Source organism: Tahibacter sp., assembly GCF_032229445.1.
GTDB lineage: Bacteria > Pseudomonadota > Gammaproteobacteria > Xanthomonadales > Rhodanobacteraceae > Tahibacter.
Genome location: NZ_JAVTWC010000026.1, coordinates 46,446 through 71,939, shown reverse-complemented (window position 1 = coordinate 71,939; position 25,494 = coordinate 46,446). Strand labels below are relative to the sequence as shown.

Annotated in this window: 26 protein-coding genes; 18 read left to right on the top strand and 8 right to left on the bottom strand. The window is 66.1% G+C overall.

What is annotated here, in order from left to right; translation table 11 throughout:
- Positions 1–81: 81 nt before the first annotated feature.
- Positions 82–1,896 carry a monovalent cation:proton antiporter-2 (CPA2) family protein gene (locus RUU78_RS06150; RefSeq protein ID WP_313914741.1) on the bottom strand — a complete coding sequence of 605 codons (1,815 nt, stop codon included), beginning with the start codon at positions 1,894–1,896 and terminating at the stop codon, positions 82–84.
- A 121-nt stretch (positions 1,897–2,017) separates the two neighbouring features.
- On the opposite strand from RUU78_RS06150, the gene RUU78_RS06145 reads away from it, so the two are divergent.
- On the top strand, positions 2,018–2,416 hold the full coding sequence (locus RUU78_RS06145; RefSeq protein WP_313914739.1) for a hypothetical protein: 399 nt from the start codon (positions 2,018–2,020) through the stop codon (positions 2,414–2,416).
- On the opposite strand, the gene RUU78_RS06140 is transcribed toward RUU78_RS06145, so the two are convergent.
- Entirely contained in the window at positions 2,406–3,887 is a 1,482-nt protein-coding gene (locus RUU78_RS06140; RefSeq protein WP_313914736.1) for a RimK family protein, read from the bottom strand. The genes RUU78_RS06145 and RUU78_RS06140 overlap by 11 nt on opposite strands.
- Positions 3,888–4,161: 274 nt before the next feature.
- On the opposite strand from RUU78_RS06140, the gene RUU78_RS06135 reads away from it, so the two are divergent.
- From RUU78_RS06135 to RUU78_RS06125, 3 genes are all read left to right on the top strand, one after another.
- Complete coding sequence (locus tag RUU78_RS06135) at positions 4,162–4,635, top strand: GNAT family N-acetyltransferase (protein WP_313914734.1); 474 nt, start codon at positions 4,162–4,164, stop codon at positions 4,633–4,635.
- Positions 4,632–5,207 (top strand): thioredoxin domain-containing protein, encoded by a 576-nt coding sequence (locus RUU78_RS06130; protein WP_313914732.1) that lies wholly within the window; start codon positions 4,632–4,634, stop codon positions 5,205–5,207. Before RUU78_RS06135 ends, RUU78_RS06130 begins: the two co-directional genes overlap by 4 nt.
- Before the next feature lie 107 nt (positions 5,208–5,314).
- Positions 5,315–5,902: a DUF5698 domain-containing protein gene (locus RUU78_RS06125; RefSeq protein WP_313914730.1), complete on the top strand. Its 588-nt coding sequence runs from the start codon at positions 5,315–5,317 to the stop codon at positions 5,900–5,902.
- A gap of 99 nt (positions 5,903–6,001) precedes the next feature.
- Here RUU78_RS06125 and RUU78_RS06120 read toward each other — a convergent pair whose 3' ends face one another.
- Both RUU78_RS06120 and RUU78_RS06115 read right to left on the bottom strand, forming a co-directional pair.
- Entirely contained in the window at positions 6,002–6,379 is a 378-nt protein-coding gene (locus RUU78_RS06120; protein WP_313914728.1) for a hypothetical protein, read from the bottom strand.
- 200 nt (positions 6,380–6,579) lie between these two features.
- Positions 6,580–7,257: a hypothetical protein gene (locus tag RUU78_RS06115; RefSeq protein ID WP_313914726.1), complete on the bottom strand. Its 678-nt coding sequence runs from the start codon at positions 7,255–7,257 to the stop codon at positions 6,580–6,582.
- A 115-nt stretch (positions 7,258–7,372) separates the two neighbouring features.
- Between RUU78_RS06115 and RUU78_RS06110 the strand changes: the two genes are divergently transcribed.
- The 5 genes from RUU78_RS06110 to RUU78_RS06090 all read left to right on the top strand — a co-directional run bounded on the left by RUU78_RS06110 (position 7,373) and on the right by RUU78_RS06090 (position 11,735).
- Positions 7,373–7,501, top strand: a complete 129-nt coding sequence (locus RUU78_RS06110) for a lipoprotein (RefSeq protein ID WP_313914724.1) — start codon at positions 7,373–7,375, stop codon at positions 7,499–7,501.
- A gap of 26 nt (positions 7,502–7,527) precedes the next feature.
- On the top strand, positions 7,528–8,355 hold the full coding sequence (gene dapF, locus RUU78_RS06105) for a diaminopimelate epimerase (protein ID WP_313914722.1): 828 nt from the start codon (positions 7,528–7,530) through the stop codon (positions 8,353–8,355).
- Complete coding sequence (locus RUU78_RS06100; protein ID WP_313914719.1) at positions 8,352–9,035, top strand: DUF484 family protein; 684 nt, start codon at positions 8,352–8,354, stop codon at positions 9,033–9,035. Before dapF ends, RUU78_RS06100 begins: the two co-directional genes overlap by 4 nt.
- A 9-nt stretch (positions 9,036–9,044) precedes the next feature.
- Positions 9,045–9,944 (top strand): tyrosine recombinase XerC, encoded by a 900-nt coding sequence (xerC, locus tag RUU78_RS06095; protein WP_313914717.1) that lies wholly within the window; start codon positions 9,045–9,047, stop codon positions 9,942–9,944.
- A gap of 294 nt (positions 9,945–10,238) precedes the next feature.
- The gene (locus RUU78_RS06090) at positions 10,239–11,735 is read left to right on the top strand and encodes an FG-GAP-like repeat-containing protein (RefSeq protein ID WP_313914714.1); all 1,497 of its coding nucleotides are present in this window, start codon (positions 10,239–10,241) and stop codon (positions 11,733–11,735) included.
- Positions 11,736–11,822: 87 nt separating this feature from the next.
- On the opposite strand, the gene RUU78_RS06085 is transcribed toward RUU78_RS06090, so the two are convergent.
- Positions 11,823–13,835: an amidohydrolase family protein gene (locus RUU78_RS06085; protein ID WP_313914712.1), complete on the bottom strand. Its 2,013-nt coding sequence runs from the start codon at positions 13,833–13,835 to the stop codon at positions 11,823–11,825.
- Positions 13,836–14,078: 243 nt separating this feature from the next.
- Entirely contained in the window at positions 14,079–15,140 is a 1,062-nt protein-coding gene (locus tag RUU78_RS06080) for a LysR family transcriptional regulator (RefSeq protein ID WP_313914710.1), read from the bottom strand.
- Between the two features lie 122 nt (positions 15,141–15,262).
- On the opposite strand from RUU78_RS06080, the gene aceB reads away from it, so the two are divergent.
- The 7 genes from aceB to RUU78_RS06045 all read left to right on the top strand — a co-directional run bounded on the left by aceB (position 15,263) and on the right by RUU78_RS06045 (position 23,044).
- The gene (aceB, locus tag RUU78_RS06075) at positions 15,263–16,861 is read left to right on the top strand and encodes a malate synthase A (protein WP_313914708.1); all 1,599 of its coding nucleotides are present in this window, start codon (positions 15,263–15,265) and stop codon (positions 16,859–16,861) included.
- Between the two features lie 243 nt (positions 16,862–17,104).
- Positions 17,105–18,403, top strand: a complete 1,299-nt coding sequence (aceA, locus tag RUU78_RS06070; RefSeq protein ID WP_313914706.1) for an isocitrate lyase — start codon at positions 17,105–17,107, stop codon at positions 18,401–18,403.
- A gap of 205 nt (positions 18,404–18,608) precedes the next feature.
- The gene (locus tag RUU78_RS06065; protein WP_313914704.1) at positions 18,609–19,226 is read left to right on the top strand and encodes a hypothetical protein; all 618 of its coding nucleotides are present in this window, start codon (positions 18,609–18,611) and stop codon (positions 19,224–19,226) included.
- A gap of 12 nt (positions 19,227–19,238) precedes the next feature.
- Positions 19,239–19,595: a DUF971 domain-containing protein gene (locus RUU78_RS06060; protein ID WP_313914702.1), complete on the top strand. Its 357-nt coding sequence runs from the start codon at positions 19,239–19,241 to the stop codon at positions 19,593–19,595.
- A gap of 121 nt (positions 19,596–19,716) precedes the next feature.
- On the top strand, positions 19,717–20,151 hold the full coding sequence (locus RUU78_RS06055) for a hypothetical protein (RefSeq protein WP_313914699.1): 435 nt from the start codon (positions 19,717–19,719) through the stop codon (positions 20,149–20,151).
- A gap of 106 nt (positions 20,152–20,257) precedes the next feature.
- The gene (gene ubiE / locus RUU78_RS06050; protein ID WP_313914698.1) at positions 20,258–21,007 is read left to right on the top strand and encodes a bifunctional demethylmenaquinone methyltransferase/2-methoxy-6-polyprenyl-1,4-benzoquinol methylase UbiE; all 750 of its coding nucleotides are present in this window, start codon (positions 20,258–20,260) and stop codon (positions 21,005–21,007) included.
- Positions 21,008–21,181: 174 nt separating this feature from the next.
- Positions 21,182–23,044: a M1 family metallopeptidase gene (locus RUU78_RS06045; protein WP_313914696.1), complete on the top strand. Its 1,863-nt coding sequence runs from the start codon at positions 21,182–21,184 to the stop codon at positions 23,042–23,044.
- 106 nt (positions 23,045–23,150) lie between these two features.
- Here the strand turns inward: RUU78_RS06045 and RUU78_RS06040 are convergent, their stop codons facing one another.
- Both RUU78_RS06040 and secB read right to left on the bottom strand, forming a co-directional pair.
- Positions 23,151–24,167 (bottom strand): NAD(P)H-dependent glycerol-3-phosphate dehydrogenase, encoded by a 1,017-nt coding sequence (locus RUU78_RS06040; RefSeq protein WP_313914694.1) that lies wholly within the window; start codon positions 24,165–24,167, stop codon positions 23,151–23,153.
- Positions 24,168–24,171: 4 nt separating this feature from the next.
- Complete coding sequence (gene secB / locus RUU78_RS06035) at positions 24,172–24,654, bottom strand: protein-export chaperone SecB (protein ID WP_313914692.1); 483 nt, start codon at positions 24,652–24,654, stop codon at positions 24,172–24,174.
- A 317-nt stretch (positions 24,655–24,971) separates the two neighbouring features.
- Between secB and rpmB the strand changes: the two genes are divergently transcribed.
- Together rpmB and rpmG are read left to right on the top strand one after the other, a co-directional pair.
- A complete protein-coding gene (rpmB, locus tag RUU78_RS06030; RefSeq protein ID WP_313914690.1) occupies positions 24,972–25,208 on the top strand; it encodes a 50S ribosomal protein L28 in 237 nt (78 codons plus the stop codon).
- 10 nt (positions 25,209–25,218) lie between these two features.
- A complete protein-coding gene (rpmG, locus tag RUU78_RS06025) occupies positions 25,219–25,383 on the top strand; it encodes a 50S ribosomal protein L33 (protein ID WP_133821923.1) in 165 nt (54 codons plus the stop codon).
- Positions 25,384–25,494 lie beyond the last annotated feature (111 nt).

Here is a 25,494-nt window from a genome sequence, read left to right as displayed (position 1 = left end):
GGAGCGTTCGCTGGTTTCCCACCGCAACGCCTCGTTACCTGTCCGTCGCGGCCCGACGAGGCGAAGCGGCCGCGAGGTGCTTCACCACTCGCGATTGACGCCGCCGACCCATTTCTGTCCGCGTGTCTCGGTCGTGTCGGCCGCGAAGATCTGTTCGAGTTCGATCAGCGCGTCCTGCGAGGACTGGATCAGCGCTGCGTCGTCGTCGTAGAGCAGATGCTGCGCCTTGAGCAGCTCCTCGTCGTGCGCGCGGAACTGCGCCACGCGCTCCTGTGCGACGCGCGGCGGCTGGCCCAACGCTTCGAGCACCTGGCGAGTCAGGTCGAGGCTGCCTTCGAGCGTCTCGCGAATCACCCCGTCGACGTTGAGATCCATGAGCCGGAACGCGTGCTGGCGGTTGCGCGCGCGCGCGAAGATCTTGAGATTGGGGTACATGCGCTTGACCATGCGCGCGGTGCGCACGTTCGCTTCCGGATCGTCGGTCGCGAGCACGAAGATCTCGGCCTTGTCCGCGTGAGCGGCGCGCAGCAGTTCCGGACGGCTCGGGTCGCCGAAATAGATCGTGCTGCCGAAACGGCGCGAGGCGTCGACCTGTTCAATGGAATTTTCCAGCGCCGTGAACGGAATCTTCTGCGCGCGCAGCACGCGCGCGACGATCTGGCCGACGCGGCCGAAGCCCGCAATGATCACGCGCGGCGGATCGCCGTCGATGCGGTCGAATTCGCGCTCGGGCTTGTGCTCGCGCGCCTTGATCAACTGGCCCAGCGCGAGCAGCAGCGGCGGCGTCAATGCCATCGACAGCGTGATGACCAGGGTCAGCATGCCGTGCACGCCCTCATCGATGAGCTGGCTGCCCGCGGCGAGCTGGAAGACGACGAACGCGAACTCGCCGCCCGCCGCGAGCACCGCGGCGAGCGACAGCGACTGCCAGCGATCCAGGCCACCGATGCTGTTGCCGACCACGAACAGCACCGCGCCCTTGACGAGCAGCAGGCTCACGGTCAGGCCGATCACCAGCCACGGCTCGCGCACCAGCAGGCCGAGATCGACCGCCATGCCCACGCTCACAAAGAACAGGCCGAGCAGCAGTCCCTTGAACGGTTCGATCTGCGATTCGAGTTCGTGCCGGTATTCGGAATCCGCCAGCAGCAGCCCGGCAAGGAACGCGCCCAGCGCCATCGAGATGCCGGCCAGCTCCATGAGCCAGGCCGTTCCGATCACGACCAGCAGCGCCGTCGCTGTGAACACCTCCGGGATGCGCGTATTCACCGCGATGCGGAAGACGGGGCGCAGCAGGAAGCGTCCTGCCAGCACGACCAGCGCGATCGTGCCGACGACCTTGCCAGCCTCGATAGTGTTGACCGCGGCGCCCTGGCCGACGGCGAGCACAGGCACGACCGCAAGAATCGGGATCGCGGCCAGATCCTGGAACAGCAGCACCGCGAAGCCCTGCCGCCCGTGCGGTGAAGTGAGTTCCTTGCGCTCGGCCAGCAGCTGCAATCCGAAGGCGGTCGACGACAGCGCGAGCCCCAGGCCGACGATCATGGCCGACTTGGGCGCCATGCCGAACGCGAAGATGGCGATGGCGGCGACGATGCCCGCGGTCGCGAGCACCTGCGCCAGGCCCGCGCCGAAGACCGCCTTGCGCATGACCCACAGACGCTGCGGCGACAGTTCCAGTCCGATGACGAACAGCAGCAGCACGACGCCCAGCTCGGAAATGTGGGCGATCCCGTCCTGGTTCTGCAGCAGTTTCAGTCCGGCTGGGCCGATCACTGCACCAGCGATCAGATAGCCGAGCACCGCGCCGAGTTCGAAGCGCTTGGCGATCGGCACGGCGACGACGGCGGCAGCCAGCAGCACGACCGTGTATTGCAGGATGGTGTGGGTTTCCACGCGCCGCCTCCGGAAGATGTATCCGGATTATGTCACGCGACTTTCGCGGCACTCGCAGGACTCGCAGGATCTGAGACTGGCGATGCGCACACTGGCCCCGCACTCACGAGCCGAGAACGTCATGCACCCGAACCGGTCGCCTCAGCCTGTCGATAGCCCGCACGAATCCACCCTGATCGCGCGCCTCATCGAGATCTGGCTGTATCTCGGCATCGCCGGCGTACTGCTGCTGCCCGCGGCACGCGCGCATTCGATCGCATTCGGCTGGATCGCGTACTGGCTCGTGGGTGCACCAAGCCTGATGTGGGCGATGCAGCATCGCCAGCGGCTGGCGGCCCGTGCACGGACCTTCCTCGTCGGTTCGTTCGTGCGCCGCCGTTCTGACGTGGCCGGGGCGGGAAGCCCGTTCGACCGGCGCCAGGGATGGCGTCACGTCAGGGCGCAGGCACGACGCCTGCGGCCCGCGTTGCGCAGTGTCGCCGTGCATCCGCGCGGCGCGGACGCCACGCTCAGTCGGTGATGCCAAGCCGCTTGCGTTCGAGGCGGCGCAGGAACTCTTCCATGATGCGCCGGTACAGATCCTCGCCGAGGTACTGATCCTCCACACCAGCGTCGATCGACGGATTGTCGTTGACCTCGATCACGACGATGCGATTGCCGACCTGCTTGATGTCCACACCGTAGAGCCCGTCGCCGATCAGGCTGGTCGCCTTGAGCGCCAGTCGCATCACCTCGGCCGGCGCTTCGCGTACCGGCAGGGTCTTGAAGCCGCCGGACTTGGCCGTGCCGCGCGCACCGTGGTTGTAGATCTGCCAGTGACCGCGCGACATGTAGTACTGGCACGCGTACAGCGGCTCCTTGTTCAGCACGCCGATGCGCCAGTCGAATTCGGTGTAGAGGTATTCCTGCGCAATGACCAGCGCGGTGTGCTGGAACAGGTCCTCGGTGCCTTTCTTCAGCTCCTCGGCATTCTCGGCCTTGACGATGCCGCGCGAGAACGAGCCGTCCGGGATCTTCAGCACAATGGGAAAACCCAGCGTCGCCGGCAGCTCGGTCAGCTTCTTCGCATCGTCGCGGAACAGGATCTCGGTTCTGGGCGTCGGCAGTTTGCGCGAGCGCAGCAGGTCGTGCAGGTAGATCTTGTTCGTGCAGCGCAGGATCGAGGTCGGATCGTCCATGACGACCATGCCTTCCTTCTCCGCCTTGTTGGCGAAGCGGTAGGTGTGGTTGTCGAGCGCCGTGGTCTCGCGGATGAACAGTCCGTCGTACTCGGCCAGTCGGGTGTAGTCGTTGCGCGTGATCGGATCGACCTCGATGCCGAGATCCTTGCCGGCCTCGATGAACAGTTTCAGCGCGCGCTTGTTCGACGGCGGCATGGCTTCGGCCGGATCGTGCAGCATGGCAATGTCGTAGCGGTACTTGCGCCGCACACGCGGCTTGCGCCAGAGCTTCTTGGAGAAGCGGTCGAGCGCATCGGCGAACGCGTCTTCCTGCGGATCGTTGAGCGTGTGCAGGCCGGCCGGCTTGATCGCCGCGATGCCCCATTCGCGCTCGCGTTCGAATTCGATGCGCAGGATGGGACAGGGAAAGGTCTCGAATACCTGGCGGGCGAGATCCTGCAGCGGCGCGTAGCTGGTCTCGCCGAAGTAGACCTGCAGGCCGAAATCGGTGGTGTCGCGCGAATCGGGCAGGAAGCGGCTGAGCTTCTGCTCCAGGTCTTCGATATCCAGGCCGTACAGCGAGCGCCGGCGCAGGTCGTTGATCGTGCGCACCGACGGGATCACCTTGTGCCCGCGCGCCTCGGCCAGCAGCGACACGTAGTAGCCGGTTCCCAGGTATTTGTAGCTGCGGCACAGGTTGATGACCTGCGTGCGCTCCTCATCCGTCGCCAGCGATTCGCGCAGGTAATCCTTCGCGGTGACGACATTGTCGGACGGATAGTAGGAACCCCAGTCCGAGGCTTTCTCGACGACGATGACCAGGCGGCTCATGGCGAACCGGCCGGAGTGACGACGCGGACGCGGACATCGGCCGCAGGAACAGGGTCGGGATCGGGCATGGACGGATAGGAGGGGGGCAGTGGACGGCGAGCGGCGCGAGTGTGCCACAGGCATCTGAGGTCAACATGTGGCGATGGTTCACGGAGCCACCGTCAGCGAAAACCAGCCATGCCCGGTTCAGCGAATGCGGCACGACGTCGCCGCTCTGCGCCGATCTGCGGCTGGCGGCGCAGCCACAGCCGCCGCACCCTGATAGTCTCCGCGAGTGCCTCGATCCACCGACTTCCATCTGCGCCGTGCCCGGCCCGCCGACCTGGCCGCCCTCGTCGATCTCGAACTCGCCAGCTTCGCCTACGACCGAATGAGCGCCCGCCAATTCCGCCGCCACCTGTCCAGTCCCAGCGCCGCCGTGCTGCTGGCCGAGGGCGATGACGGACTGCTCGGCTCCGTGATCGTCTTCTTCCGCCGCGGCAGCACGCGAGCCCGGCTTTATTCGCTGGCGACATCGGTAGCCGCGCGCGGCCGCGGCATCGGCAAGGCCCTGCTCGCGGCCGCCGAACGCGTCGCGCGCGAGCGCGGGCTGCGCACGTTGAGCCTGGAGGTCCGCCGCGACAACAGCGCTGCCGTACACCTGTACGAAGCGCACGGCTACCGGCGCAGCGCGGCGCTCGAGAACTACTACGACGACGGTGCGCCGGCGTGGCGCTACGAGAAACCCCTGCAGGCCGACGCTTCGTGAAAACCCTGATCCTCCTTGCTGCCCTGACGCTGGCGCAGAGTGACGATTCACCGCAGGCGGAAGCCGGCGTGGCCACCGACGTGACCGACGCGACGCGCCTGAGCCGGCTGCCGGCAGCGGCGCAGATGCCGCCGAACGTCAGCCTCGTCGAAACGGTGCTCGCGCGCCGGCGGCTGCATCAGCTGGAATCGATGGGTGGACTGCGGCTGCCCCGCATGGATGTCTTCATCAAGGACGGGCGGCATGTGCTGCACAGCGTTGGCTGGAACTACCGCATGCCGTGGCGATTCAATGCCGCGCTGACCGAGCGGCGGGCCCTTCCGGGCGGCTTGAGCGTCGACGAACTCGTTTCCCACCTGACCGACAAGCAGGGCCTGCCGATCGCCCGGCCCGACATCGCCGAAGCCGACGCCGTGGTCGTCCTGTACTGGGCGAACTGGTGCGGTCCTTGCGGCACGGCGCTCAGCGAGATGCGCAAGCTCATGACCGCCGACAGCGGCCGCCGCTTCGTCTGGATCGCGATCGAAGCCGACTCGGTCAAGCAGAACGTACAGCGCGAGACGATGCGATAGGCGGCCTGGGACGCGCGCGCGGCGCGCGTTGCTCCGACGCCTCGGCGTCATCGCCAGAAACCCGCGTCGCCACTTCCGGTGCTTTCCCCCGCGACTCCCAAGGCCCAATGACCACCATCGCCGAACTGATCGACACCTACCCGGCCATGCTCGCACTCGCCATTTTTCTGGCACGCATCGTCGATGTTTCGCTGGGCACCGTCCGCATCCTCGTCGGCTTTCGCGGCTACCGCCTGCTCGCTGCGCTGATCGGTTTCTGCGAAGCGGCAATCTGGGTCATCGCCGCGAGCAAGGTGATCGGCCATCTCGACTACTGGTACCTCGTCGTCGCCTACGCCGCCGGCTACGCCACCGGCAACTTCGTCGGCATCACGCTGGAGCGCCGCCTCGGCGTCGGCACCGAACTGGCTCGGATCATTTCCTACTGCAGCGCCTGCAACCTCGCCGAACAGCTCACGCAGCGCGGTTATTCCGTCGTCGAACTCGCCGGCCGCCACCGCGGCCAGGCTTCGGTGCAGGTGCTGTATGTCGTCGACAAGCGCCGACGCATGCCTGAACTCCTGCGCCTGGTCCATGAACTCGATCCCGCCGCGATCTACTCCATCACCGACGTGAAGTCCTGCCACGGCGAAGACGTGCACGCGCTGGACGCGGACGCGCGGCACGGGATGGCCTTGCGATTCAAGCGCAAATAGCGTCCCCCCGAGCGATGCGGCCGGAGCGAACGTTCGCGGCAGCTGTTCCGGACGGCGCGATCATCCCGGATCCGGTTCGCCAGATTGCCGGTCCCGCGGCTACAGCACCGAAATCGCCCGTGCCCAAGACGCGAACGGAATGTTCCTGAGTACCGTGACCGGTGCGAACACGCCATGCTCGTTGTCCACGAACACTCGGCTGTCGGACGGAACGGCACGGACGAAGGTTTCTATCAACACGTCTCCGCGCCACTCGATCACGAACAGGGAAGGATCCACGAGCGCCGCAACCGCGTCGGCGCGTTCGTCGTCGTCGAAATCGTCAAGGACGCTCTGATCCGGCTCGATCGAAAGCCATCCGAGCCGGCCTTCGATGACGATGCGGCCGTCCTCGGCGGATTCGCCGCCCTGCTCCAGCGCCCAGACCAGGGGCGACCATGAGCTTTCACTTTCGACGAGAAGAATCAACGTGTTCATGACGTGCTGACCGGAACGTTCGTGCTGGAATGAGTGACGAGGAGTGAGAAAAGAGTAGGCGCGTCATGCTTTTCGCACTGCTCGTTCCTCGCTCTGAGTTTCCGTTTCGGATGGCTGAAATACGTGACGGGAAGCGGAACGCGACGTTCTGCGCATCCACTCGTTTCTCACTCCTCTCACTTCGTTCCGCATCAGGCCATTCACCAGTCCATGGCGTCGAGCTTGGCCTTGGTCTGGTCATCCGCCGGCCGCGCGATCAGGCCGCCGGCAGCGGCGATGGTGACGTCGTAGCGCGCGCCGTCGATCAGCGGCATGTAGGCGGCGCTGCCGAAATCCGCATCGACCCAGGGCAGCCATGCCGGATAGCGGCGCTTGATCTGCCACAGATCCAGCACGCCGTCGCTACCGACCGCGCTGACACTCGGCGGAGCGGTCTTTGCCTTGGCCGCGTCGCGCCAGCGGCCGCTGATGCGTTCGACCCGGTACAGCGGCTGCGCGCCGAGACTGACGGCCTGCGGCGTCCACTTGATCACGCGTGCGTCGAGCTGCCAGTCGTCGCCGCTGATCTGCGCGCTCTCATGTGTACCGTCGGCGAGATCGACGCGCAGCGCCCACTGCTGCGGTCCGAATGCGCGCACGCCGATACTCGCCACAGGCTTTTCGGCGCTGAGGCGGCGATAGCCGTCCAGCGACAGGGCCAGCGCGCTGGCGAGCAGGGCGAGGCTGACCAGAACCAGCAGCCAGGCGCTGCGATGACAGGCGGAAAGGCGCCGGCGCTGGCGCCAGCGCCGGCGCACGGCGAAGGACTGCGCGAGCGCGGCCAGCCCGAACAGGGCGGCGGCGACGGCAGGCAGCAGAGCGGGAATATCTGGCAGCATGGTGGATCGCCGTACCCGTGGTGGGCATCGATATGATGGGCCTCGTTATACTGCATCCCTCGTCAACCTCGCATCACGGATCGCCAGCGGCCCGTGGGCATCTACGGGCCACGCCATGCCTATCGTCCTGCGTACCTCGCTCCTGCTTTGCCTGCTGTGTCTGCTCGCCGCCTGCGGCAACAAGGGCGATCTCGTCAAGCCCGGCACCACGCCAGCGCCGGCGAAGAGCGAAGCGGCGAAGTGAACCGCAACGTCGTTCCGGAATTGCAGTTGCTGCCTTTTAGCAAAATGCACGGCGCCGGCAACGACTTCGTCGTGATCGACTGCCGCGAACGGACACTGCCGCTGGACGCCGCGTCGATCGCGCGCCTCGGCGATCGCCACAACGGCGTCGGCTTCGACCAGCTACTCACGATAGAACCCACGCGCGATCCGGACTGCGCCTTCCGCTACGGCATCTACAACCGCGATGGCAGCCAGGCCGGCCAGTGCGGCAACGGCGTGCGCTGCGTCGCCGCCTGGTTGCGCCGCGCCGGCGCGCTCGGCGACGGCATGACACGGCTGCAGAGCCCCAGCGGCGCGGTGGCGGTCGAGATGCTCGACGACGGACGTGTGCGTGTCGACATGGGCGTGCCGCAATTCGCGCCGCAGGCCGTGCCCTTGCGTGAAGACGTGCAGGCGCCGCTGTATCGCCGCCGCCTGGGCACGGCCGACGTGGCGTTCGGCGCCGTATCGCTGGGCAATCCGCATGCCGTGATCGAGGTACCGGACAGCGCCACGGCGCCCGTCGATGCGTGGGGACCGGCACTGGAAACCCATGCGGACTTTCCGGACCGGGCCAATGTCGGCTTCGCTCAGCTGCTGTCGGCGCGCGAGATCCGTCTGCGCGTCTGGGAGCGCGGGGTCGGCGAAACCCTGGCCTGCGGCAGCGGCGCCTGCGCCGCGGTCGTCGTGCTCGCGAGCCGCGGCCGCGTCGGCCGCGAGGTCGACGTGCATCTGCCCGGCGGCCTGCTGCAGATTTCCTGGGCCGGCCCCGGCCAGCCGGTCTGGATGACAGGACCCGCCACCTTTGTCTTCGAAGGGAACTATTACCTATGAGCGACATGACCCTGAAGGACGGCCTGACCGCAATGGAAGTCGCGAGCTACCTGCGCCGGCATCCGGAATTCCTCAACGAGTTTCCTGATCTCGCCCTCGCGCTGCGCCTGCCGCGCGACCAGGGCGCCGCCGCGTCGCTTGCGAGCTACCAGCTCGACGTACTGCGCGACAAGAACCGCGAGCTGACCCGGCGCCTGCGCGAACTCATCGAGATCGCGCACGAGAACGAGCAGCTCATGATCCGCGTGCACAGCCTGACGCTGTCGCTGATGCGGGCGACCTCGCTCGGCGACAGCGTGAGCCGCGTCGTCGCCGGGCTGACCGAGGATTTCCACACCGACCTGGTACGCGTCGTGCTGTTCGGCCGCTGCGACAGCGCGCCGGCCAACGAGTGGCTGATCCTGGAAGCCGGCGGCAAGAACGCGATGCCGGCCTTCGCCGAATTCCTGCAGCGCAACGAACCGCTGTGTGGCCGCCTGCAGCCCGACAAGCTGGCCGTGCTGTTCGGCGCCCGCGCCGGCGAAGTGCAGTCGACCGTGCTAATGCCGGTCAACGGCCTTGGCATGCTCGCCATCGGCAGCCACGACATGGATCGCTTCCATCCGGGCATGGGTACCGTGTTCCTCAAGCTCATCGCCGAAGCGATCACGGCGTCGGTAGCCCGCTATCCGCTGGACTGACCTGCCCTCGTGAGCGCCCTTGCCGCCGACATCGCGCGTTTCCTCGACTACCTGCGCGTCGAGAAGCGCTACGCGGCCGGCACCATCGTCAACTATGCGCGCGAGCTGGCCTCGCTGCAGGCGCATGCGCAATCGCTGGGCCTGACCCACTGGCGCGAACTGCGCGCCGAACCGCTGCGCAGCCTGGTCGCGCGCGAACACCGCCGCGGCCGCGAGGCGGGCAGCCTGCATCATCTGCTGTCCGCGTGCCGCAGCTTTTTCCGCTGGCTGCTGCGCGAGGGCGTGATCACGCAGGATCCCGCTCTCGACGTGCGCGCGCCCAAGCTCCGGCGCAAGCTGCCGCAAGTGCTGGACGTGGACGAGGCGGCCGCGCTGGTCGAGATCCCCGCCGACACCCCGAACGCGGTGCAGGACCGCGCCATGCTCGAGCTGTTCTATTCCAGCGGCCTGCGCCTGGCCGAGCTCACCGGTCTGGTCTGGAACGACATCGATCTCGCCGAGGGACTGGTACGCGTGCTCGGCAAGGGTTCCAAGACGCGCGTCGTGCCGGTCGGCAGCAAGGCGCTGCAGGCACTGCACGCGCTGCTGGCCCAGGCGCAGCCGCTGGGAAGCGCACCCGTGTTCCTGGGTCGTGGCGGCAAGCCGATCTCGCCGGCCAGCGTGCGCCTCCGCCTCAAGGGCTGGGCTCAGTCCCAGGGGGTGTGGAAGCGCGTCTACCCACATCTGCTGCGCCACTCCTTTGCGAGCCACCTGCTGGAGTCCTCCGGCGACCTGCGCGCGGTGCAGGAACTGCTCGGCCATGCAGATATTTCCACGACGCAAATCTATACACATCTGGATTTCCAGCACCTGGCGCGCGTCTACGACGCGGCGCATCCGCGGGCCAAGCGGCGCAAGGAACGGGAGTAACCCGACCGGCGTGCACCGACGGACCTGACCTGTCCGCCGTCTGTACCGACACGGCGACGGCAGCATCCCTCGCCTCGCGCCGGCTTCAGGCCGCATTTTCCGCACGGCCGAAGAGCCCTGCCGCCGGTCGCCGATGACCGGTAATCGCCGTCTCAGGCCGTGCGGCAAGCCAGTGCGATCGTTTTCGCCTGCACGATGCACTGCCACGACGGTCCGGCCGGACCGCTGAACACGGCGTGCGCGTGCGGCGCCGGCGCAATGCCGGCGTTCCCCTCAAATCGCCGGAGATCACTCATGCCCAAGCACCGCCTTGGCGCAGCGCTCGCGCTCGCCCTGTCGTTTTCCGCCGTTGCCCACGCCGGTACGTTCGGCTTCGATCCGTACATCCAGATTCCCACGAACGGTGAGGCCGAAGCCGTCGCAATTGGCGACGTCGACGGAGATGGCCGCGACGATCTCGTCGTGGTGAACAATGCCTACTTTGCGAACACCTGGTCAAACCATGTGCTCGTGTATCCGCAGCAAGCCGACGGAACGCTGGCGCAGCCGGTCGCGGTCGCCTACACCACCAGTTACGGCACCGCGCGCGGCCTGGTGCTGGCAGACATCGATGCCGACGGCGTACTCGACATCGCCGTCGGCTACGGCGGCGGCCTTGCGCTGCTTCGCCGCGATGGCACCGGCGGCTTCAGTCTGCGCAACGTCGTCACGAATCGCGGCGGCGACGTGCTCACGAGCCTGGACGTCGATCGCAACGGCGTCAGCGACCTGATCGGCCTGAGCCATAGTGGACCCGCGACGATCTACTACAGCGATGGCTTCGGCGGCATCGCAAGCCAGCAGACGCTGACGACGCCGGTGGGCGGTTTCAACGACCTGGAAACCGGCGATCTCAACGACGACGGCGTCACGGACCTCGCCGTGATGTCGGGCCAGGCGTATGCGATTCCGAACCTGACCGTGCACCGGCATGACGGTGTGGCCGGCTGGCTCGCCGCGCAGAGCTACACAGTCGGCGCCAGCGAGATCACCGGCGGCCTGGCGGTCGGGGATTTCGACGGCGACGGCCGCGACGACGCCGTGCTGTCGCGCGCGCGAAACTCACCGACCTGGCTGTGGCAATACCGCCAGGACGCCAACGGGCAATTGCAGCCAGTGGCCAGTCTGCCGAGCTACCAGATCCCGGACACGCTGGAGGCCGCCGATCTGGACCGCGACGGGCGCAGCGATCTGGGTGTGCTGCACAGCGGCTGGTCGCGCTTCGGCTTCTACCTGCAAGGCGAAGCGGGTCTTGGCGCGGAGCAGCTGGTCACGATTCCGTACCAGTCGCACTACAACCAGCAAGGCCTCGCGTTCGGCGATCTCAATGGCGACGGCTGCACGGATGCGGCGATTGCGCTGAACAGCACGGGCGTGGCGACGCTGCGTGGGCATGACTGCGCTGCGACGGCGGATCTCGCCGTCGCCATCCGCGCCGAGGAGCGCAGGGTCGCCGCGATCGACATCCTTCACCAGGGTGGCAGCGCGTCGGTGACCGGCGATGTGCTGGTGGAGTTGCGCGCGCGCAGCTTCGGCCGCATCAATGCTCCGTCAAACTGCGTTGCCCAGCCGAGCCTGACTCGGGTGCTTGCGTATCGCTGCACTACCGGCCCGCTGCAGGCCGGCACGACGGAGACGCTGCGTTTCGTGCTCGGCGGCCTGTCGAGCGTCGTGGTCAGTGCCGATGTGACCGCCAGCGCACCGGATCCGGACGAAAGCAACAATGCAGCAACGGTCACGCTGAGGTTCTGAGAACGGCTACGCGGCACCTTCAGCGGTGCCGCCTAGCGTGAGGAGGTATGAGCGCCTGCCGCGCGCGATGCGCGGCAGGCTTGCCGGTCACGGTGCTGGTGCGATGCCGATCGAGGTGAACAGCTTCGCGCTGTCGTAACGGCGATCGCCACGAATCACGGTGCGCACCTTGCGGATATCGGCCATGTTCAAGGTCGGATCACCGTCGATGAGAATCAGGTCAGCGACATAGCCCGGAGCGATGCGGCCGTATTCCTTGTCGCGCTTCATGACCGCAGCGGCGTCGTAGGTCGCCGTGCGCAGCGCGTCCTTCGGTGCAATGCCGGCGGAAACATACAGCTCGAGCTCGCGCGGAATCTGCAGGCCACCCGAGCCGTCGGTGCCGGCGACGATGCGCACGCCGCTGCGATGCAGCAGGCCGACGAAGTCGATCATGCGCCGGTAGCCGTCGCGGTAGGCCGACTCCTGGCCGGGCTTGATCGGCAGGCCGCCGGAACCCGAACGGATGCCGCGCTGCCAGGTCAGCGGCAGACGGTCCATGATCGCGGCGAAGCCCGGGCCGGGCAGGCCCGGACGGCTCAGGAAATCGTCCTCGAACACGGTCAGCGTCGGGTCGACGACGATGTTGCGGTCCTTGAGCAACTTGACGAAGTCGTGCACGGCCGGCGAACCGAGGTCGATGGTCGAACCGTATTCGCCAACCGCGGTGAAGCGCGCCGGCGTGCGCGTGTCCTGCACCTTGTCGAACAGGAAATTCAGCATCAGCATGTTGATGTGCTGGATCTCGTCGGCGCCGTTCTCGACGAACTGGCGCGCCGTCATGAAGGCCGGCACATGGCCACTGACGCGCAGTCCCTTGGCATGCGCCATGCGCGCGATCGCCGGCATCAGCTCGGTCTTGATCGAGCTGTAGATCTTGATCTGCTCATGCCCGCTCGCGGCATATTCGTCGACGATGCGCTGCGCGTCGGCCTCGTTGTCCGCGAGCGCCTTGGTCGGGCCGGCGAACGGACCAGGACCATCGATGATGCCGGCCTTGATGATGCGCGGGCCGATGTCCTCGTTCGCCTCGATCGCCTCGATGCGCGCGGCCAGCACCGGCGGATTGTTGGCGAGATCGCGGATCGTGGTCACGCCCCCGGCGATGTCGAGCACGCCGTCGGCCTGGCCGAAGAAATGCGCGTGCATGTCCCACAGGCCGGGCATCAGGAAGCGGCCGCCGCCGTCGAGCGTCTCCGCGTCGGCCGGTGCGGTGACGTCGGCGGACTTCCCGCTCGCGACGATGCGGCCCTTGTCGATCAGCACGGCGGCATCGTCGACGGTCACACCCGTGGCCGGATCGAACGCGCGCACGTTGCGGATCAGCAGCGGCCGCTTTAGCACCTCGGTCTGCTGCTGCGCGCGCTGCCGGGCCTGACGGCTTTCCTGCGCGTCCTGGGTCTTGGCCAGCGTCGGCAGCACGTCGCCATAACCCTCCCGCACCAGCGAGGACCAGCTCGAATAGCTCGCGAAGAAGCGCTGCTGCTCGTCGAGCCAGACGAAGCTCGGGGTCAGATCGAGGCCATGCATGGCGTACAGCGTGACCTTCTTCGCGCCGGGCTTGCCCTTGACGCGCAACTCGGTCAGCTTCTCGATGCGTGCTTCGCCGGCCGGCAGTATGGCCAGGCGCTGCTCCGGCGCCTTGAGCAGCGCGCGCGTCAGCAGCACGTATTCTTCCGGCGTGCCGTTGAGGCTCAGGTAGAACGCGGGCTTCGCCGACGCCTGGCTGGCGTCCTCGGACGCATTCTTCCAGGTGTACTGGTTGCCGTCGCGACGGAAGGTCTCGTCGACCGGCGCCTTGAAGTAGGTCAGGCCTTTGTTCGCGATGGCGGTGACGCCGCCGTCGCTGCCGACCGTGTACTCGGAATCGAGCTTGGGACCACGACCGCGATCGTTGAACTCGTAGTGCACGCGCACGCTGCCATCCTCGGCGTAGCGCGCCTCCTGGAAGCCCGCCTTGGTACCCATCGTCAGCACCTCGCTGCGCTCGACCTGTTCGGCCGCCGCGGCAAGTCCACTCGCGCACAGCAGCAGCGCGCCTGCGCACAGTCTGAGCTTCATCGTGATTCTCCCGGTAGATCGCCGCAGCCTAGGCGCCCGGGACGACCACGACGAGTGCCGGAAGCTGGGCGCGCGTCTGCACGAAATCTCCGCAACCTGCGGCGCAGGTTCGGCGAAGCGGGACACGATCCGATCGAATCGGTCTACGGCGTGGGTTTCCGCGTCGAGCCGCACGAGCCGTAGCACGTTGCTCTCACCGGCGCGGGCGCAGTTCTTCGCTTCGACGGCCGGTGGCGCGAGTCATCAGCGCTCCGAATGCCCCGCCTCGTCATAACCACCGCGACCGAACAGACCCGGACGGATCAGGTCGACGAACGCTCGCGCCTGCGTCGACAGGTATTTGCCTTTGCGCATGACCACGCCATAGCTGCGTTGTGGAAAATACTGCCGCAGGTTGCGCACTTCCAGGCGCGTCTTGTCGAACTCGGTGAGGCAGATGCCGGTGACGATGGAGATGCCCAGCCCCATGGCGACGTACTCCTTGATCACTTCCCAGCCGCCGACCTCGATCGCGACGCGGTACGGCACGCGGCGCTGCTGGAACACCAGGTCGACAAGGCGATACGTGGTCAGGCGCTGCGGCGGCAGGATCAGGCCGTAGGGCGACAGGTCCTCGAGCTTGATGTCCGGCTTGCCGGCCAGCGCATGGTCGCGCGGCAGGATCAGCATCGGATCGAACCACTGCACGGGTTCGTAGGACAGGTCATGCGGCACATCGAGCATGGAGCCGAACGCGAAATCGACCTGGTCCTGGCGCAGCAGGGCGAGGCCGTCCTTGCCGGTCACATTGTTGAGCTGGAGGCGCACCCCGGGATGCTCGTCGCGGAACGCGCGCACCAGCGGCGGCAGCAGGTACTGGATCGTCGACGAGCCGGCCGCGATGCTGACCTCGCCGGCGTCCAGTCCCTGCAGCTGGCTGCGGAACTGCTGGTCCAGCCCTTCGAGCCCTTCCACCAGCGGCCGCGCCAGTTCGTACAGCATCTGACCCTCGCGCGTCAGCACGAAACGCGGCCGCGCGCGTTCCAGCAGGCGCACGTCCAGCTCGGTTTCCAAGGCAGAGAGCTGCAGGCTGATCGCGGCCTGTGAGAGGAACAGCGCCTCGCCTGCGCGCGCCAGCGTGCCGAACTTCACGATGTGGCAGAACGCACGCAGCTGCTTGATTCGATTGCCTTTGTAGTAGAAGCGCGGAGTTTTCTCCGTATCTCCGCCTGGCTTGGTCTTGCGCTTGGCGCGCGGGGACGGCGTGCCGCTTCGTTGCGCCGTCTCGCCACGCCCCGGCTTCAAACGATCGTTTGATGTGGCCATGATTTCAATCACTTGGAATTTCTTTAACGTTGTTAAAGAAGTGCATTGAAATGTTTGGTTTGTCAAATGGTGCACTGCACGCATAGTCTCGATCCCCTCGAAGGCGGTGGACGGAGATGGCGATGGCAGTTCCTGTGGATCAGTTCAGCGCGGCAGCGGTCGACATCCGCGCCGTGCTCAAGCCCGGCTACGAGCAGATCCTGAGCACGCCGGCGCTGGCCTTTCTTGCTGCGCTGCACCGGCGCTTCGACGCGCAGCGGCGCGAGCTGCTCGACGCCCGCCTCGTCCGCCAGAGTCGCTTCGATGCCGGCGAGCTACCGGATTTTCTTCCCGACACGCGCGCGATCCGCGAATCCGACTGGACCGTCGCACCGATCCCGGTCGCCCTGATCGACCGCCGCGTCGAAATCACCGGCCCGGTCGAACGCAAGATGATCATCAACGCGCTGAACTCGGGCGCAAAGGTGTTCATGGCCGACTTCGAGGATTCGTCGGCACCAACCTGGGAATCCATGCTCGACGGCCAGATCAACCTGCGCGACGCGGTCGCCGGCACGATCGACTACCGCGCAGCCGACGGCCGCGAATACCACCTCAAGCCCGATACCGCCGTACTCATCGTGCGTCCGCGCGGCTGGCACCTGCCCGAAAAGCATGCCCGCGTCGACGGCGAGGAGATGGCCGGCGCGCTGTTCGACTTCGGTCTTTATGCCTTCCACAACGCGCAGATCCTGCAAGGCCGCGACCGCGGCCCGTATTTCTACCTGCCGAAGCTCGAAAGCCATCGCGAAGCGGCGCTGTGGGACGCGGTGATGGCGTTCGCCGAAACGGAGCTGCATCTGCCCGCCGGCAGCATGAAGGCGACCGTACTGATCGAGACTCTGCCGGCCGTGTTCGAGATGCACGAGATCCTGCACGCGCTGAAGACGCGCATCGTTGGCCTGAACTGCGGCCGCTGGGATTACATTTTTTCCTATATCAAGACGTTCCGCGCCCATCGCAGCCACATCCTGCCGGAGCGCAGCCAGGTCGGCATGACCGTGCCCTTCCTCAAGGCGTATTCGGAATTGCTGATCCAGACCTGCCATCGCCGCGGCGCGTTCGCCATGGGCGGCATGGCGGCGCAGATCCCAATTTCCGGCGACGCGGACGCGAACGAACAGGCGCTGGCGCGCGTGCGGACCGACAAGCAGCGCGAGGCCAAGGCCGGCCACGACGGCACCTGGGTCGCCCATCCGGGCCTGATCGCGGTGGCGCTGGCCGAGTTCGACGCGGCCATGCCGGGCGCCAACCAGCTCGACAGGCATCGCGACGACGTGCGCGTCACGCGCGACGACCTGATCATCGCGCCACCCGGCACGATCACGCGGACGGGTTTCCTCAACAATATCGACGTCTGTGTGCGCTACCTCGCCGCCTGGCTCGATGGCCTGGGCTGCGTGCCCATCCATCACCTGATGGAAGACGCGGCCACGGCGGAGATTTCGCGCGCCCAGCTGTGGCACTGGCTGCATCACGACGGACTGACGCTCGACGACGGCACCCCGCTGGATTTCGCGCTGTTCGACGAAGCCATCCAGACCATCGCCGAACGCCTGCCCAAGTCTGGCCTGCCCGGACAGGAGCGCGTGCCGCAGGCCGCCTGGATGCTGGCCGAGCTCACCCACGCGCGCCAACTCGCCGATTTCCTGACGCTACCGGCCTACGCGCTGCTGCCGTGAGGGAGTTCCCGACAAGTCCCTGCACTCTCCACAACCCCGCCGAATGCCTGCTTTGCAGGCATTGGCCGGTCCGGCCCGTTGGGCGTTCAGAGTGATCAGAACCTGCGGTTCTCAGCGATCACCCTTCACCCCCTTGACTCAAGGGGCTCCAGAAACAGATGCGTGTTGCGGCGTGTCAAAGACATCCTCAAAACCGCCTCACGTCCACCACATTCGCACCACACGACCACAAGGCTGATGATCATGACGAGTGCTTTCGCGACCGCCGAACAGTTGTCCCAGGACTGGCAGAACAATCCACGCTGGGCCGGCGTAACGCGCAACTATTCCGCCGCCGACGTGGTGCGCCTGCGCGGCACCGTGCCGATCGAGCATTCGATCGCTCGCCTCGGCGCGGAAAAGCTCTGGAGCCATCTGCACAAGGAGCCGTTCGTCAATGCGCTCGGTGCGCTGACCGGCAATCAGGCCATGCAGCAGGTCAAGGCCGGCCTCAAGGCGATCTACCTGTCGGGCTGGCAGGTTGCCGCGGACGCGAACATCGCCGGCGAAATGTATCCCGACCAGTCGCTGTACCCGGCCAACTCGGTCCCACTGGTGGTCAAGCGCATCAACAACACGCTCCTGCGCGCCGACCAGCTCCACCACGCCGAAGGCAAGGACGACATCGACTGGCTTCAGCCCATCGTGGCCGACGCGGAAGCGGGCTTCGGCGGCGTGCTCAACGCGTTCGAACTCATGAAGGCCATGATCGAGGCCGGCGCCGCGGGCGTGCATTTCGAGGACCAGCTCGCCAGCGTCAAGAAGTGCGGCCACATGGGCGGCAAGGTACTCGTGCCGACGCGCGAAGCGATCGAGAAGCTCAACGCGGCGCGCCTCGCCGCTGACGTCATGGGCGTGCCGACGCTCCTGATCGCACGCACCGACGCCGAAGCCGCCGACCTGCTGACCTCGGACATCGACTCCAACGACAAGGCATTCTGCACGGGCGAACGCACCGTCGAAGGCTTCTACAAGACCCGGCCCGGGATCGACCAGGCGATCAGCCGCGGCCTCGCCTACGCGCCCTACGCCGATCTGGTCTGGTGCGAAACCGGCAAGCCGGACCTCGCCTTCGCCAAGCAGTTCGCCGAAGCCATCCACGCCAGGTACCCGGGCAAGATGCTGGCCTACAACTGCAGCCCGAGCTTCAACTGGAAGAAGAACCTCGACGACGCGACCATCGCGAAGTTCCAGAAGGAAATCGCCAGCTACGGCTACAAGTTCCAGTTCATCACGCTGGCCGGCTTCCACTCGCTGAACTACTCGATGTTCAACCTCGCCCACGGCTATGCGCGCAACCAGATGAGCGCCTTCGTGGAACTGCAGGAAGCGGAATTCGCCGCGGCCGACCGCGGCTTCACCGCGGTCAAACACCAGCGCGAAGTCGGCACCGGCTACTTCGACGCGGTCACGCAGGCCATCCAGAACGGCCAGTCCTCGACCACCGCACTGAAAGGCTCGACCGAGGAAGAACAGTTCCACGGCAACCGCCACGCGGCCTGAGCGCCGGCGGACCAAGCCGCGCGTTGACCTGGGTCTCCAGGCAGCGCGACATCAAGCAGATCTCCTGGGGAGGAGAGAGGTGCGCCGGACCCGATCGCCGGATCGGGTCCGGCCGTGCTTTGCGGCGCTTTGGATACGCAGGCGGCACCCCCCAGATAACGCGTCGTGAACCCGGCTCCGCACCGGCTCGGCTACAATCCCGCCCATGACCAATATCGTGAAATTCAAGGCACGCGGTCCGCGCGCCTATCTGCGCGAGGCGCAGGAGCAGCAGATTCCCGTCCGGATCAAGCGCGAAGGCATCGATCCGGGCTGGGTTCACGGCATGATCGTCGATGTTTCCGGCGATTTCGTGTTGATTGCCGAAATTTCCGACTCCATGCGTTTTGATGGTTTTCTTGCCCTCTCCCTGGGCGATGTGAGCCACGCCGAAGAAGATCCCTCGCGCGAATTTGTCGAGAAGGCGCTGGCACTGAACGAGGAAACCCTCAAGGCACCGCCCGGTTTCCCGCTCGACAACTGGGCCAACGTGGCGCGTGCCGCGGCGGCGCTGGCACCGGTAATCTCGGTGAACATGCTCGATGAGGAAACCGGCGAAGCCAGCTACATCGGAAAACTCGAGAACGCCGGTCCCGAAGTGCTGACCTTGCGCGAGATCGACCCGAACGCGCGCTGGTATCCGGATGCCGGCGACTACGAGTACGACGACATCGGCTCCATCGGCTTCGGCACGTCGTACATGCAGACCCTGTTCCGTGTCGCCGGAGAACCCGGCGGCCCGGTACCGCAGGAGCCGCGCCTGCACAGTACCGACCCGCGTTAGGCCCGCCGCATCGTGGCCGGCGCGTTGCGCCCTACCGGCATCACCCTGCACCGCGCCTCGCACCTGCTCGAAGTGAGCTTCGAGTCGGGCGAGACGTTCAAGCTGCCCTGCGAATACCTGCGCACCCACTCGCCCAGCGCGGAAGTGCAGGGGCACGGTCCGGGACAGCGCGTGCTCGTGGCCGGCAAGCGCCATGTCAACATCGACGCGATAGACCCCGTCGGCCATTACGCCGTGCTGCTGCGTTTCGACGACGGCCATCAGACCGGCATCTTTTCCTGGACCGTGCTGCACGACTTGGGCCGCAACCAGGAAACGAACTGGGCTGCATACCTCGCGGCGCTGGAACAGGCCGGACTGGCGCGCTGAGACACGGCGAACGGCCGGATCGTCGAAATGCCGATTCCGGCAAAAGCCGGGTCGGCTCATCCCTTCCCCTGCGCCGCAATTACCGGCCAAATAGGCGACATGGCCGCAGCGGGGGGTGTCGATGCGTGTTTCTGGGTTCCTGACTCGACTGTTGGGCAGCGTCTGTCTTGCCGCCGCGACCAGCGCAACCGCTGCCCCGGTGCCCGGCAGGACCGAACTGCGCATCGAGATTCGTCAGCCTGACGGTGCGCAGGCCATTCTCGCGCGCAGCCTCGACACACAGGAAGAACGTGCCTTTGGCATCAGCAACGCCAGCGATGGACGTCCGGAAGCGCTGGGCGCGCCGCTGCCGCCACTGCCCCCGGCGACTGCGGAATACCCGCCCGGCGCCTCGCAGCTCGAGTTCGTGCAGAAACGCGGTGTCTGGGTCCGCACGACGACGTTCAGACGTGGCGACGACGGGAACTGGCTGCTGACGTCCGACCAGCTCGACAATCCCCGCGACAGGACCACGCTGAGCAAGCCTCTGGTCGGCACGATACGGCCGGTGCAGTAGCCGCAATGATTGGCGCCGTAGCGCAGGGCGTGCGGCTTGCTCCACCCGCGACATGCCGTCGCAATCCCGTGATCGGCGCAGCCGGGTGCGCTAGCATCGCCAGCCTATGAGCGACCAGCCAACCACCCATTTCGGCTACCGCGACGTTCCGGTCGCGGAGAAGCAGAAACTCGTCGGCGATGTGTTCACCTCCGTCGCGGCGAACTACGACCTCATGAATGACCTCATGTCATTCGGCATCCACCGGCTCTGGAAGCGGCACTTCGCCGCGATCAGCGGCCTGCGTCGTGGCGACCGCGTGCTCGATCTGGCCGGCGGCACCGGCGATATCGCGGCGCTGCTGCTGCCCCTGGTCGGCGAACACGGCGAGGTCGTTCTCGGCGACATCAACAGTGCGATGCTGCGCGTGGGCCGCGACCGCCTCACCGACCGCGGCCTGGTTCAGGGACTGCGCTATGCGCAGATGAATGCCGAGGCATTGCCGTTCCCGGACCGGAGCTTCGATGCGGTGACGATCGCGTTCGGCCTGCGCAACGTGACCGACAAGCAGCGTGCGCTCGATGAGATGCACCGCGTGCTGCGGATCGGCGGTCGCGCGCTGATCCTCGAATTTTCCGCCGTGCGCCAGGACTGGCTCAAGCCGCTGTACGAATTCCACTCGTTCCAGGTACTGCCGCGCCTGGGCCGGCTGTTTGCCCAGGATGCCGACAGCTACCGCTATCTGGCCGAGTCCATCCGTAAGCATCCCGATCAGGAAACCCTGAGCGGCATGCTGGAGCAGGCCGGCTTCGCCAAGGTCGAGGTACGCAATCTCAGCGCCGGCATCGTCGCGATTCACCGCGGCTACCGGGTCTGACGGCGGCGCTGAACGGCAACCCGGCCGCTGGCGACCCGGAACCGCCGCTCACGCCGCTGAGTGTCGGCGCCAGGGCGATACGAGGGACGGCGCTCCAGTCGATAGCTGCGGCAACTGCTGCCGCTGGCGCGCGGTGGCATACTCGGCACCTTCGTACGCTGCGCGAATCCTGCCATGCCCTCGATCCATTCCGTGCTCCCCGTCCTTGCCCTGTTCGCCATGTCGGCCCAGGCCGCGAACGATCCCAATTCGTATGCCGAGACGGACAAGGTCCGCGTCACTGACCTTGCGCTGGACGTGCATGTGGCGTTCCAGTCGCGCCAGATCATCGGCAAGGTCGAACTCAGCCTGGACTGGCGCGACAAGGGCGCCCGCGAGCTGAAGCTCGATACGCGCGACCTGTCGATCGCCACGGTGGAACTGGTCGATGCGGCCGGGAAATCATCACCCGCGAAATTCTCGCTCGGCGCCGTGGACAAGATTCTCGGCACGCCGCTGCTGATCGAGTTCGGCGAGCAGATGCCCAAGGTGCGCGTCTCCTACGCCACCAACCCGAACGCGTCAGGACTGCAGTGGCTCGGCGAGGCGCAGACCGCGGGCAAGAAACATCCTTTCCTGTTCTCCCAGTCCCAGGCCATCCACGCGCGCTCGTGGGTGCCGCTGCAGGACACGCCTGCCGTGCGCTTCACCTACAAGGCCGACGTGCATGTGCCCAAGCCGCTGCGCGCCGTGATGAGCGCCAACAACAACCCGGATGCGACGGTCGGCAGCGGCGAATTCCATTTTGAAATGGACAAGCCGATTCCTTCGTACCTGCTGGCAATCGCCGTCGGCGACATCGCGGTGAAGACGACCGGACCGCGCACGGCCGTCTACGCTGAACCGAGCATGGTGGACAAGGCAGCGAAGGAATTCGAAGACACCGAGAAGATGATCGTCGCGACGGAAAAGCTCTATGGCGACTACCGCTGGGGGCGTTACGACATTCTCGTGCTGCCACCGAGCTTCCCGTTCGGCGGCATGGAAAATCCGCGCATGACGTTCGCGACGCCAACCGTGATCGTCGGCGACAAGAGCCTGACCTCGCTCGTCGCGCATGAACTCGCGCATTCGTGGTCGGGCAACCTTGTCACCAATTCGAGCTGGAAGGACATCTGGCTCAACGAAGGTTTCACAAGCTATGTCGAGAACCGCATCGTCGAAGCCGTCTACGGCTGCGAGCAGGGCGACATGGAAGACGTCATCAGCCAGTTCGGTCTCAAGAAGGAAATGGCCGACCTCGCGCCGAACGACCAGTTGCTGATGCTCGCGCCGCTGGACGGCCGCGATCCGGACGAGGCGCTGACCGATGTCGCCTACATCAAGGGCGCCTGGTTCCTGACCTTCCTCGAGAAGCGCTACGGCCGCCCCGCGTTCGATGCCTTCCTGCGCGGCTGGTTCGATGCGCATGCGTTCCAGAGCGTCGACAGCGACGTCTTCATCACCTACCTGCAGAAGAACCTGGTCGACAAGCATCCGGGCAAGACCAAGCCGGCCGAGCTCGACGCGTGGCTCAAGCAGCCCGGCCTGCCGGAGACGGCCGAACCGGCCAAGTCCGCGCGCTTCGACAAGGTTGACGCGGCACGTACCGAATGGCTGGACGGCAAGCGCGATGCCGCGGCGCTGGCGGCCGCCAAGTGGGGTACGCAGGAAACGGTCCGCTTCCTCGAAGGCCTGCCGGAAAAGCTCGACGCCAAGCAGCTGACGGAACTCGACGGCGCACTGCACTTCAACGGCACGGCCAACGGCGAGATCGCGCAGCGCTGGTATCCGTTGACGGTACGCAGCGGCTTCGCGGCGGCGCGACCGTCCATCGAGAAGTTCCTCATCGGCATCGGCCGGCGCAAGCTGATCATGCCGACCTGGGAAGCGCTGATGGCAACGCCTGACGGACTGGCCTTCGCCGAAGGCGTATTCGCCAAGGCACGCCAGGGCTACCACCCGATCACGACGGGATCCGTCCAGGCAGCGCTGGACAAGGCGAAAAAGAAAAACTGATTACGAGCAGGAAAGAGGGAAGAGAAGTGGGAAATCAGTAGACGCCGGCTTGGCCGTTGCTTGCTGCTTTCTCACTTGTCTTCCCTCTTTTCTCGCCCATTCGCTGCTACGGAAACGACTCCGGATACTCGGGCTTCTGCTCGCGCGACAGCAACAGGCGCAGGCCTTCGGTCGGCGTTATCTCCTCATGCAACACGCGCTGCACGCAGTCCGCGATCGGCAGCTCCACGCCGTGGCGCACGGCCAGGCGCATGACTTCGTCTACCGTCTGCACGCTTTCGACGACCTGGCCGATCTCGGCCACGGCCTGACGCAACGGCGTGCCGCGTCCCAGTGCCAGGCCAAGGCGACGATTGCGCGACAGGTCGCCGGTGCAGGTCAGCACCAGATCGCCGAGGCCGGCCAGGCCCATCAAGGTTTCCGCCCTCGCTCCGAGGCTTACGCCCAGGCGCAGCATTTCGTTGAGGCCACGGGTGATCAGACCCGCGCGCGCGTTGAGACCCAGCTGCATGCCGTCGGCTACGCCGGTAGCCACGGCCAGTACGTTCTTCATCGCGCCACCGAGTTCGGCGCCGAGCATGTCGGTGCCGGTATAGGCGCGGAAGGTCGGCCCGTGCAGCTGTTCGGCGACGGTCTGGGCGAACTGCGCATCGTCCGAGTGAACGGTCACCGCAGTGGGCAATCCGTCGACCACTTCACGGGCGAACGAAGGGCCGGTCACGACGGCGGCGGGCTGTCCCGGCAGCAGCTCCTCGACCAGCTCATGCAGGAAGCGGCCGGTACCCGGTTCGAAACCCTTGGTCGCCCAGGCGATGCCGCGAAAGTGCGCGGGCAGGTTCGCCAGCATCTCGATGAGCTCGCGAAAGGCATGACTCGGGGTTACGACCAGGATCCAGTCCGCGTGCGCGACGCTGGCAGCCAGATCCGCACAGTAATTCAGGGATTCCGGCAGCGGGCTTTGCGGCAGATAGCGCGCATTGCGCCCGGTTTGGGCCATCGCCCGCATCGCCGCGGCATCGCGCCCCCACAACGTGGTGTGGACGCCATGCCGCGCGAGCAGACTGGCCAGCGCCGTGCCCCAGGAGCCGGCACCCAGGACGGCAACCCGGGCTTGCGCTTTCATGCGATCAGGCGTTCAGGGCTGGGGTTTCGGCGCCTTCGTTGCGGCGCGACATGGCTTCGGCATAGAGCGCGTCGAAGTTGATCGGCTGCAGGAAGAACGGCGGGAAGCCGCCGGCCTGGACCATATCGGAGATGGCCTGGCGGGCATACGGGAACAGGACATTGGGGCAGTAGCTGCCGAGCACCGCGTCGCGGTTGGCATCGTCGAAGCCCGCCACACCGAAGATGCCGGCCTGCTGAACTTCGCACAGGTAAGCGGTCTTGTCGGCCAGCTTGCAGGTGACGGTGACGCTGAGCACGAGTTCGTACACGTCCTGCGCCAGTGCGTTGACCTGCTGGCCCAGCTGCAGCTGAATCTGCGGCTGACCCTGATCCTGGAAAATGTGCGGAGCGGCCGGCGCTTCGAACGAGGAATCCTTGATGTAGATCTTCTGCACGGACAGCTGCGCCTGGGCAGCAGCCTGGCCGTTGGCGGCGTTGTCGGACATGGTTGTCTCCGGTATCGATCGAGAGAAAAGGGGCGGGAGTATCCCATAAGTCGGCGCTGGCCGGTCATCGCCGCGACCGTGCCGAACGGTTCCGGCGGCCGCTCCGTCCGCTTGCCCGTCACCGCCTGTCCTGCTATAAAGCGCGGCTCGCTTTGCGGCGTCTGGCCCGTCCAGACCAGGGAATCCGGCACGCGTTCCGGCATTTCCGCGCAGTTTTTGCTGACGCAGGCGCCTTCCAGCTACGCGTGGCACGTCTTCGTGCCGCTGGGCCGATACCGTCCTGGCTAAGGACGGCAAAACCACATGATGAGGTACGTATGGCCCGTAGATGCCAAGTCACCGGCAAAGGTGCGATGAGCGGCAACAACGTCTCGCACGCCAATAACAAGACCCGCCGCCGCTGGCTGCCCAATCTGCACGAGCGCCGCTTCTGGCTGCCGAGCGAGAGCCGCTGGATCAAGCTGCGCCTTTCCAACCACGCCCTGCGTACCATCGACAAGAAAGGTATCGAGGTCGTCATCGCCGAGCTTCGTGCTCGCGGCGACAAGATCTGAGGACTGAACCATGGCATCCAAGCGTGACAAGATCCGCCTGATCTCCACGGCCGGCACCGGCCACTTCTATACCACCGACAAGAACAAGAAGAACACGCCGGAAAAGATGGAGATCAAGAAATACGATCCCGTCGTGCGCAAGCACGTGGCGTACAAAGAAGCGAAGATCAAGTAAGACAGCAAGACCCCCAAAAACCCGCCGCAAGGCGGGTTTTTTCATGGGCTACGACTCCCGCCGCAAGGCGGGTTTTTTCATGGGCTACGACTCCCGCCGCAAGGCGGGTTT

What these genes read in the sequence shown, in the direction of transcription:
- RUU78_RS06145 (WP_313914739.1), top strand. Translation starts at nt 2,018, where the DNA reads ATGCACCCGAACCGGTCGCCTCAGCCTGTCGATAGCCCGCACGAATCC.
- RUU78_RS06140 (WP_313914736.1), bottom strand. Translation starts at nt 3,887, where the DNA reads ATGAGCCGCCTGGTCATCGTCGTCGAGAAAGCCTCGGACTGGGGTTCC.
- RUU78_RS06125 (WP_313914730.1), top strand. Translation starts at nt 5,315, where the DNA reads ATGACCACCATCGCCGAACTGATCGACACCTACCCGGCCATGCTCGCA.
- RUU78_RS06120 (WP_313914728.1), bottom strand. Translation starts at nt 6,379, where the DNA reads ATGAACACGTTGATTCTTCTCGTCGAAAGTGAAAGCTCATGGTCGCCC.
- RUU78_RS06115 (WP_313914726.1), bottom strand. Translation starts at nt 7,257, where the DNA reads ATGCTGCCAGATATTCCCGCTCTGCTGCCTGCCGTCGCCGCCGCCCTG.
- RUU78_RS06110 (WP_313914724.1), top strand. Translation starts at nt 7,373, where the DNA reads ATGCCTATCGTCCTGCGTACCTCGCTCCTGCTTTGCCTGCTGTGTCTG.
- RUU78_RS06100 (WP_313914719.1), top strand. Translation starts at nt 8,352, where the DNA reads ATGAGCGACATGACCCTGAAGGACGGCCTGACCGCAATGGAAGTCGCG.
- RUU78_RS06090 (WP_313914714.1), top strand. Translation starts at nt 10,239, where the DNA reads ATGCCCAAGCACCGCCTTGGCGCAGCGCTCGCGCTCGCCCTGTCGTTT.
- RUU78_RS06085 (WP_313914712.1), bottom strand. Translation starts at nt 13,835, where the DNA reads ATGAAGCTCAGACTGTGCGCAGGCGCGCTGCTGCTGTGCGCGAGTGGA.
- RUU78_RS06080 (WP_313914710.1), bottom strand. Translation starts at nt 15,140, where the DNA reads ATGGCCACATCAAACGATCGTTTGAAGCCGGGGCGTGGCGAGACGGCG.
- aceB (WP_313914708.1), top strand. Translation starts at nt 15,263, where the DNA reads ATGGCAGTTCCTGTGGATCAGTTCAGCGCGGCAGCGGTCGACATCCGC.
- aceA (WP_313914706.1), top strand. Translation starts at nt 17,105, where the DNA reads ATGACGAGTGCTTTCGCGACCGCCGAACAGTTGTCCCAGGACTGGCAG.
- RUU78_RS06065 (WP_313914704.1), top strand. Translation starts at nt 18,609, where the DNA reads ATGACCAATATCGTGAAATTCAAGGCACGCGGTCCGCGCGCCTATCTG.
- RUU78_RS06055 (WP_313914699.1), top strand. Translation starts at nt 19,717, where the DNA reads ATGCGTGTTTCTGGGTTCCTGACTCGACTGTTGGGCAGCGTCTGTCTT.
- ubiE (WP_313914698.1), top strand. Translation starts at nt 20,258, where the DNA reads ATGAGCGACCAGCCAACCACCCATTTCGGCTACCGCGACGTTCCGGTC.
- RUU78_RS06045 (WP_313914696.1), top strand. Translation starts at nt 21,182, where the DNA reads ATGCCCTCGATCCATTCCGTGCTCCCCGTCCTTGCCCTGTTCGCCATG.
- RUU78_RS06040 (WP_313914694.1), bottom strand. Translation starts at nt 24,167, where the DNA reads ATGAAAGCGCAAGCCCGGGTTGCCGTCCTGGGTGCCGGCTCCTGGGGC.
- secB (WP_313914692.1), bottom strand. Translation starts at nt 24,654, where the DNA reads ATGTCCGACAACGCCGCCAACGGCCAGGCTGCTGCCCAGGCGCAGCTG.
- rpmB (WP_313914690.1), top strand. Translation starts at nt 24,972, where the DNA reads ATGGCCCGTAGATGCCAAGTCACCGGCAAAGGTGCGATGAGCGGCAAC.
- rpmG (WP_133821923.1), top strand. Translation starts at nt 25,219, where the DNA reads ATGGCATCCAAGCGTGACAAGATCCGCCTGATCTCCACGGCCGGCACC.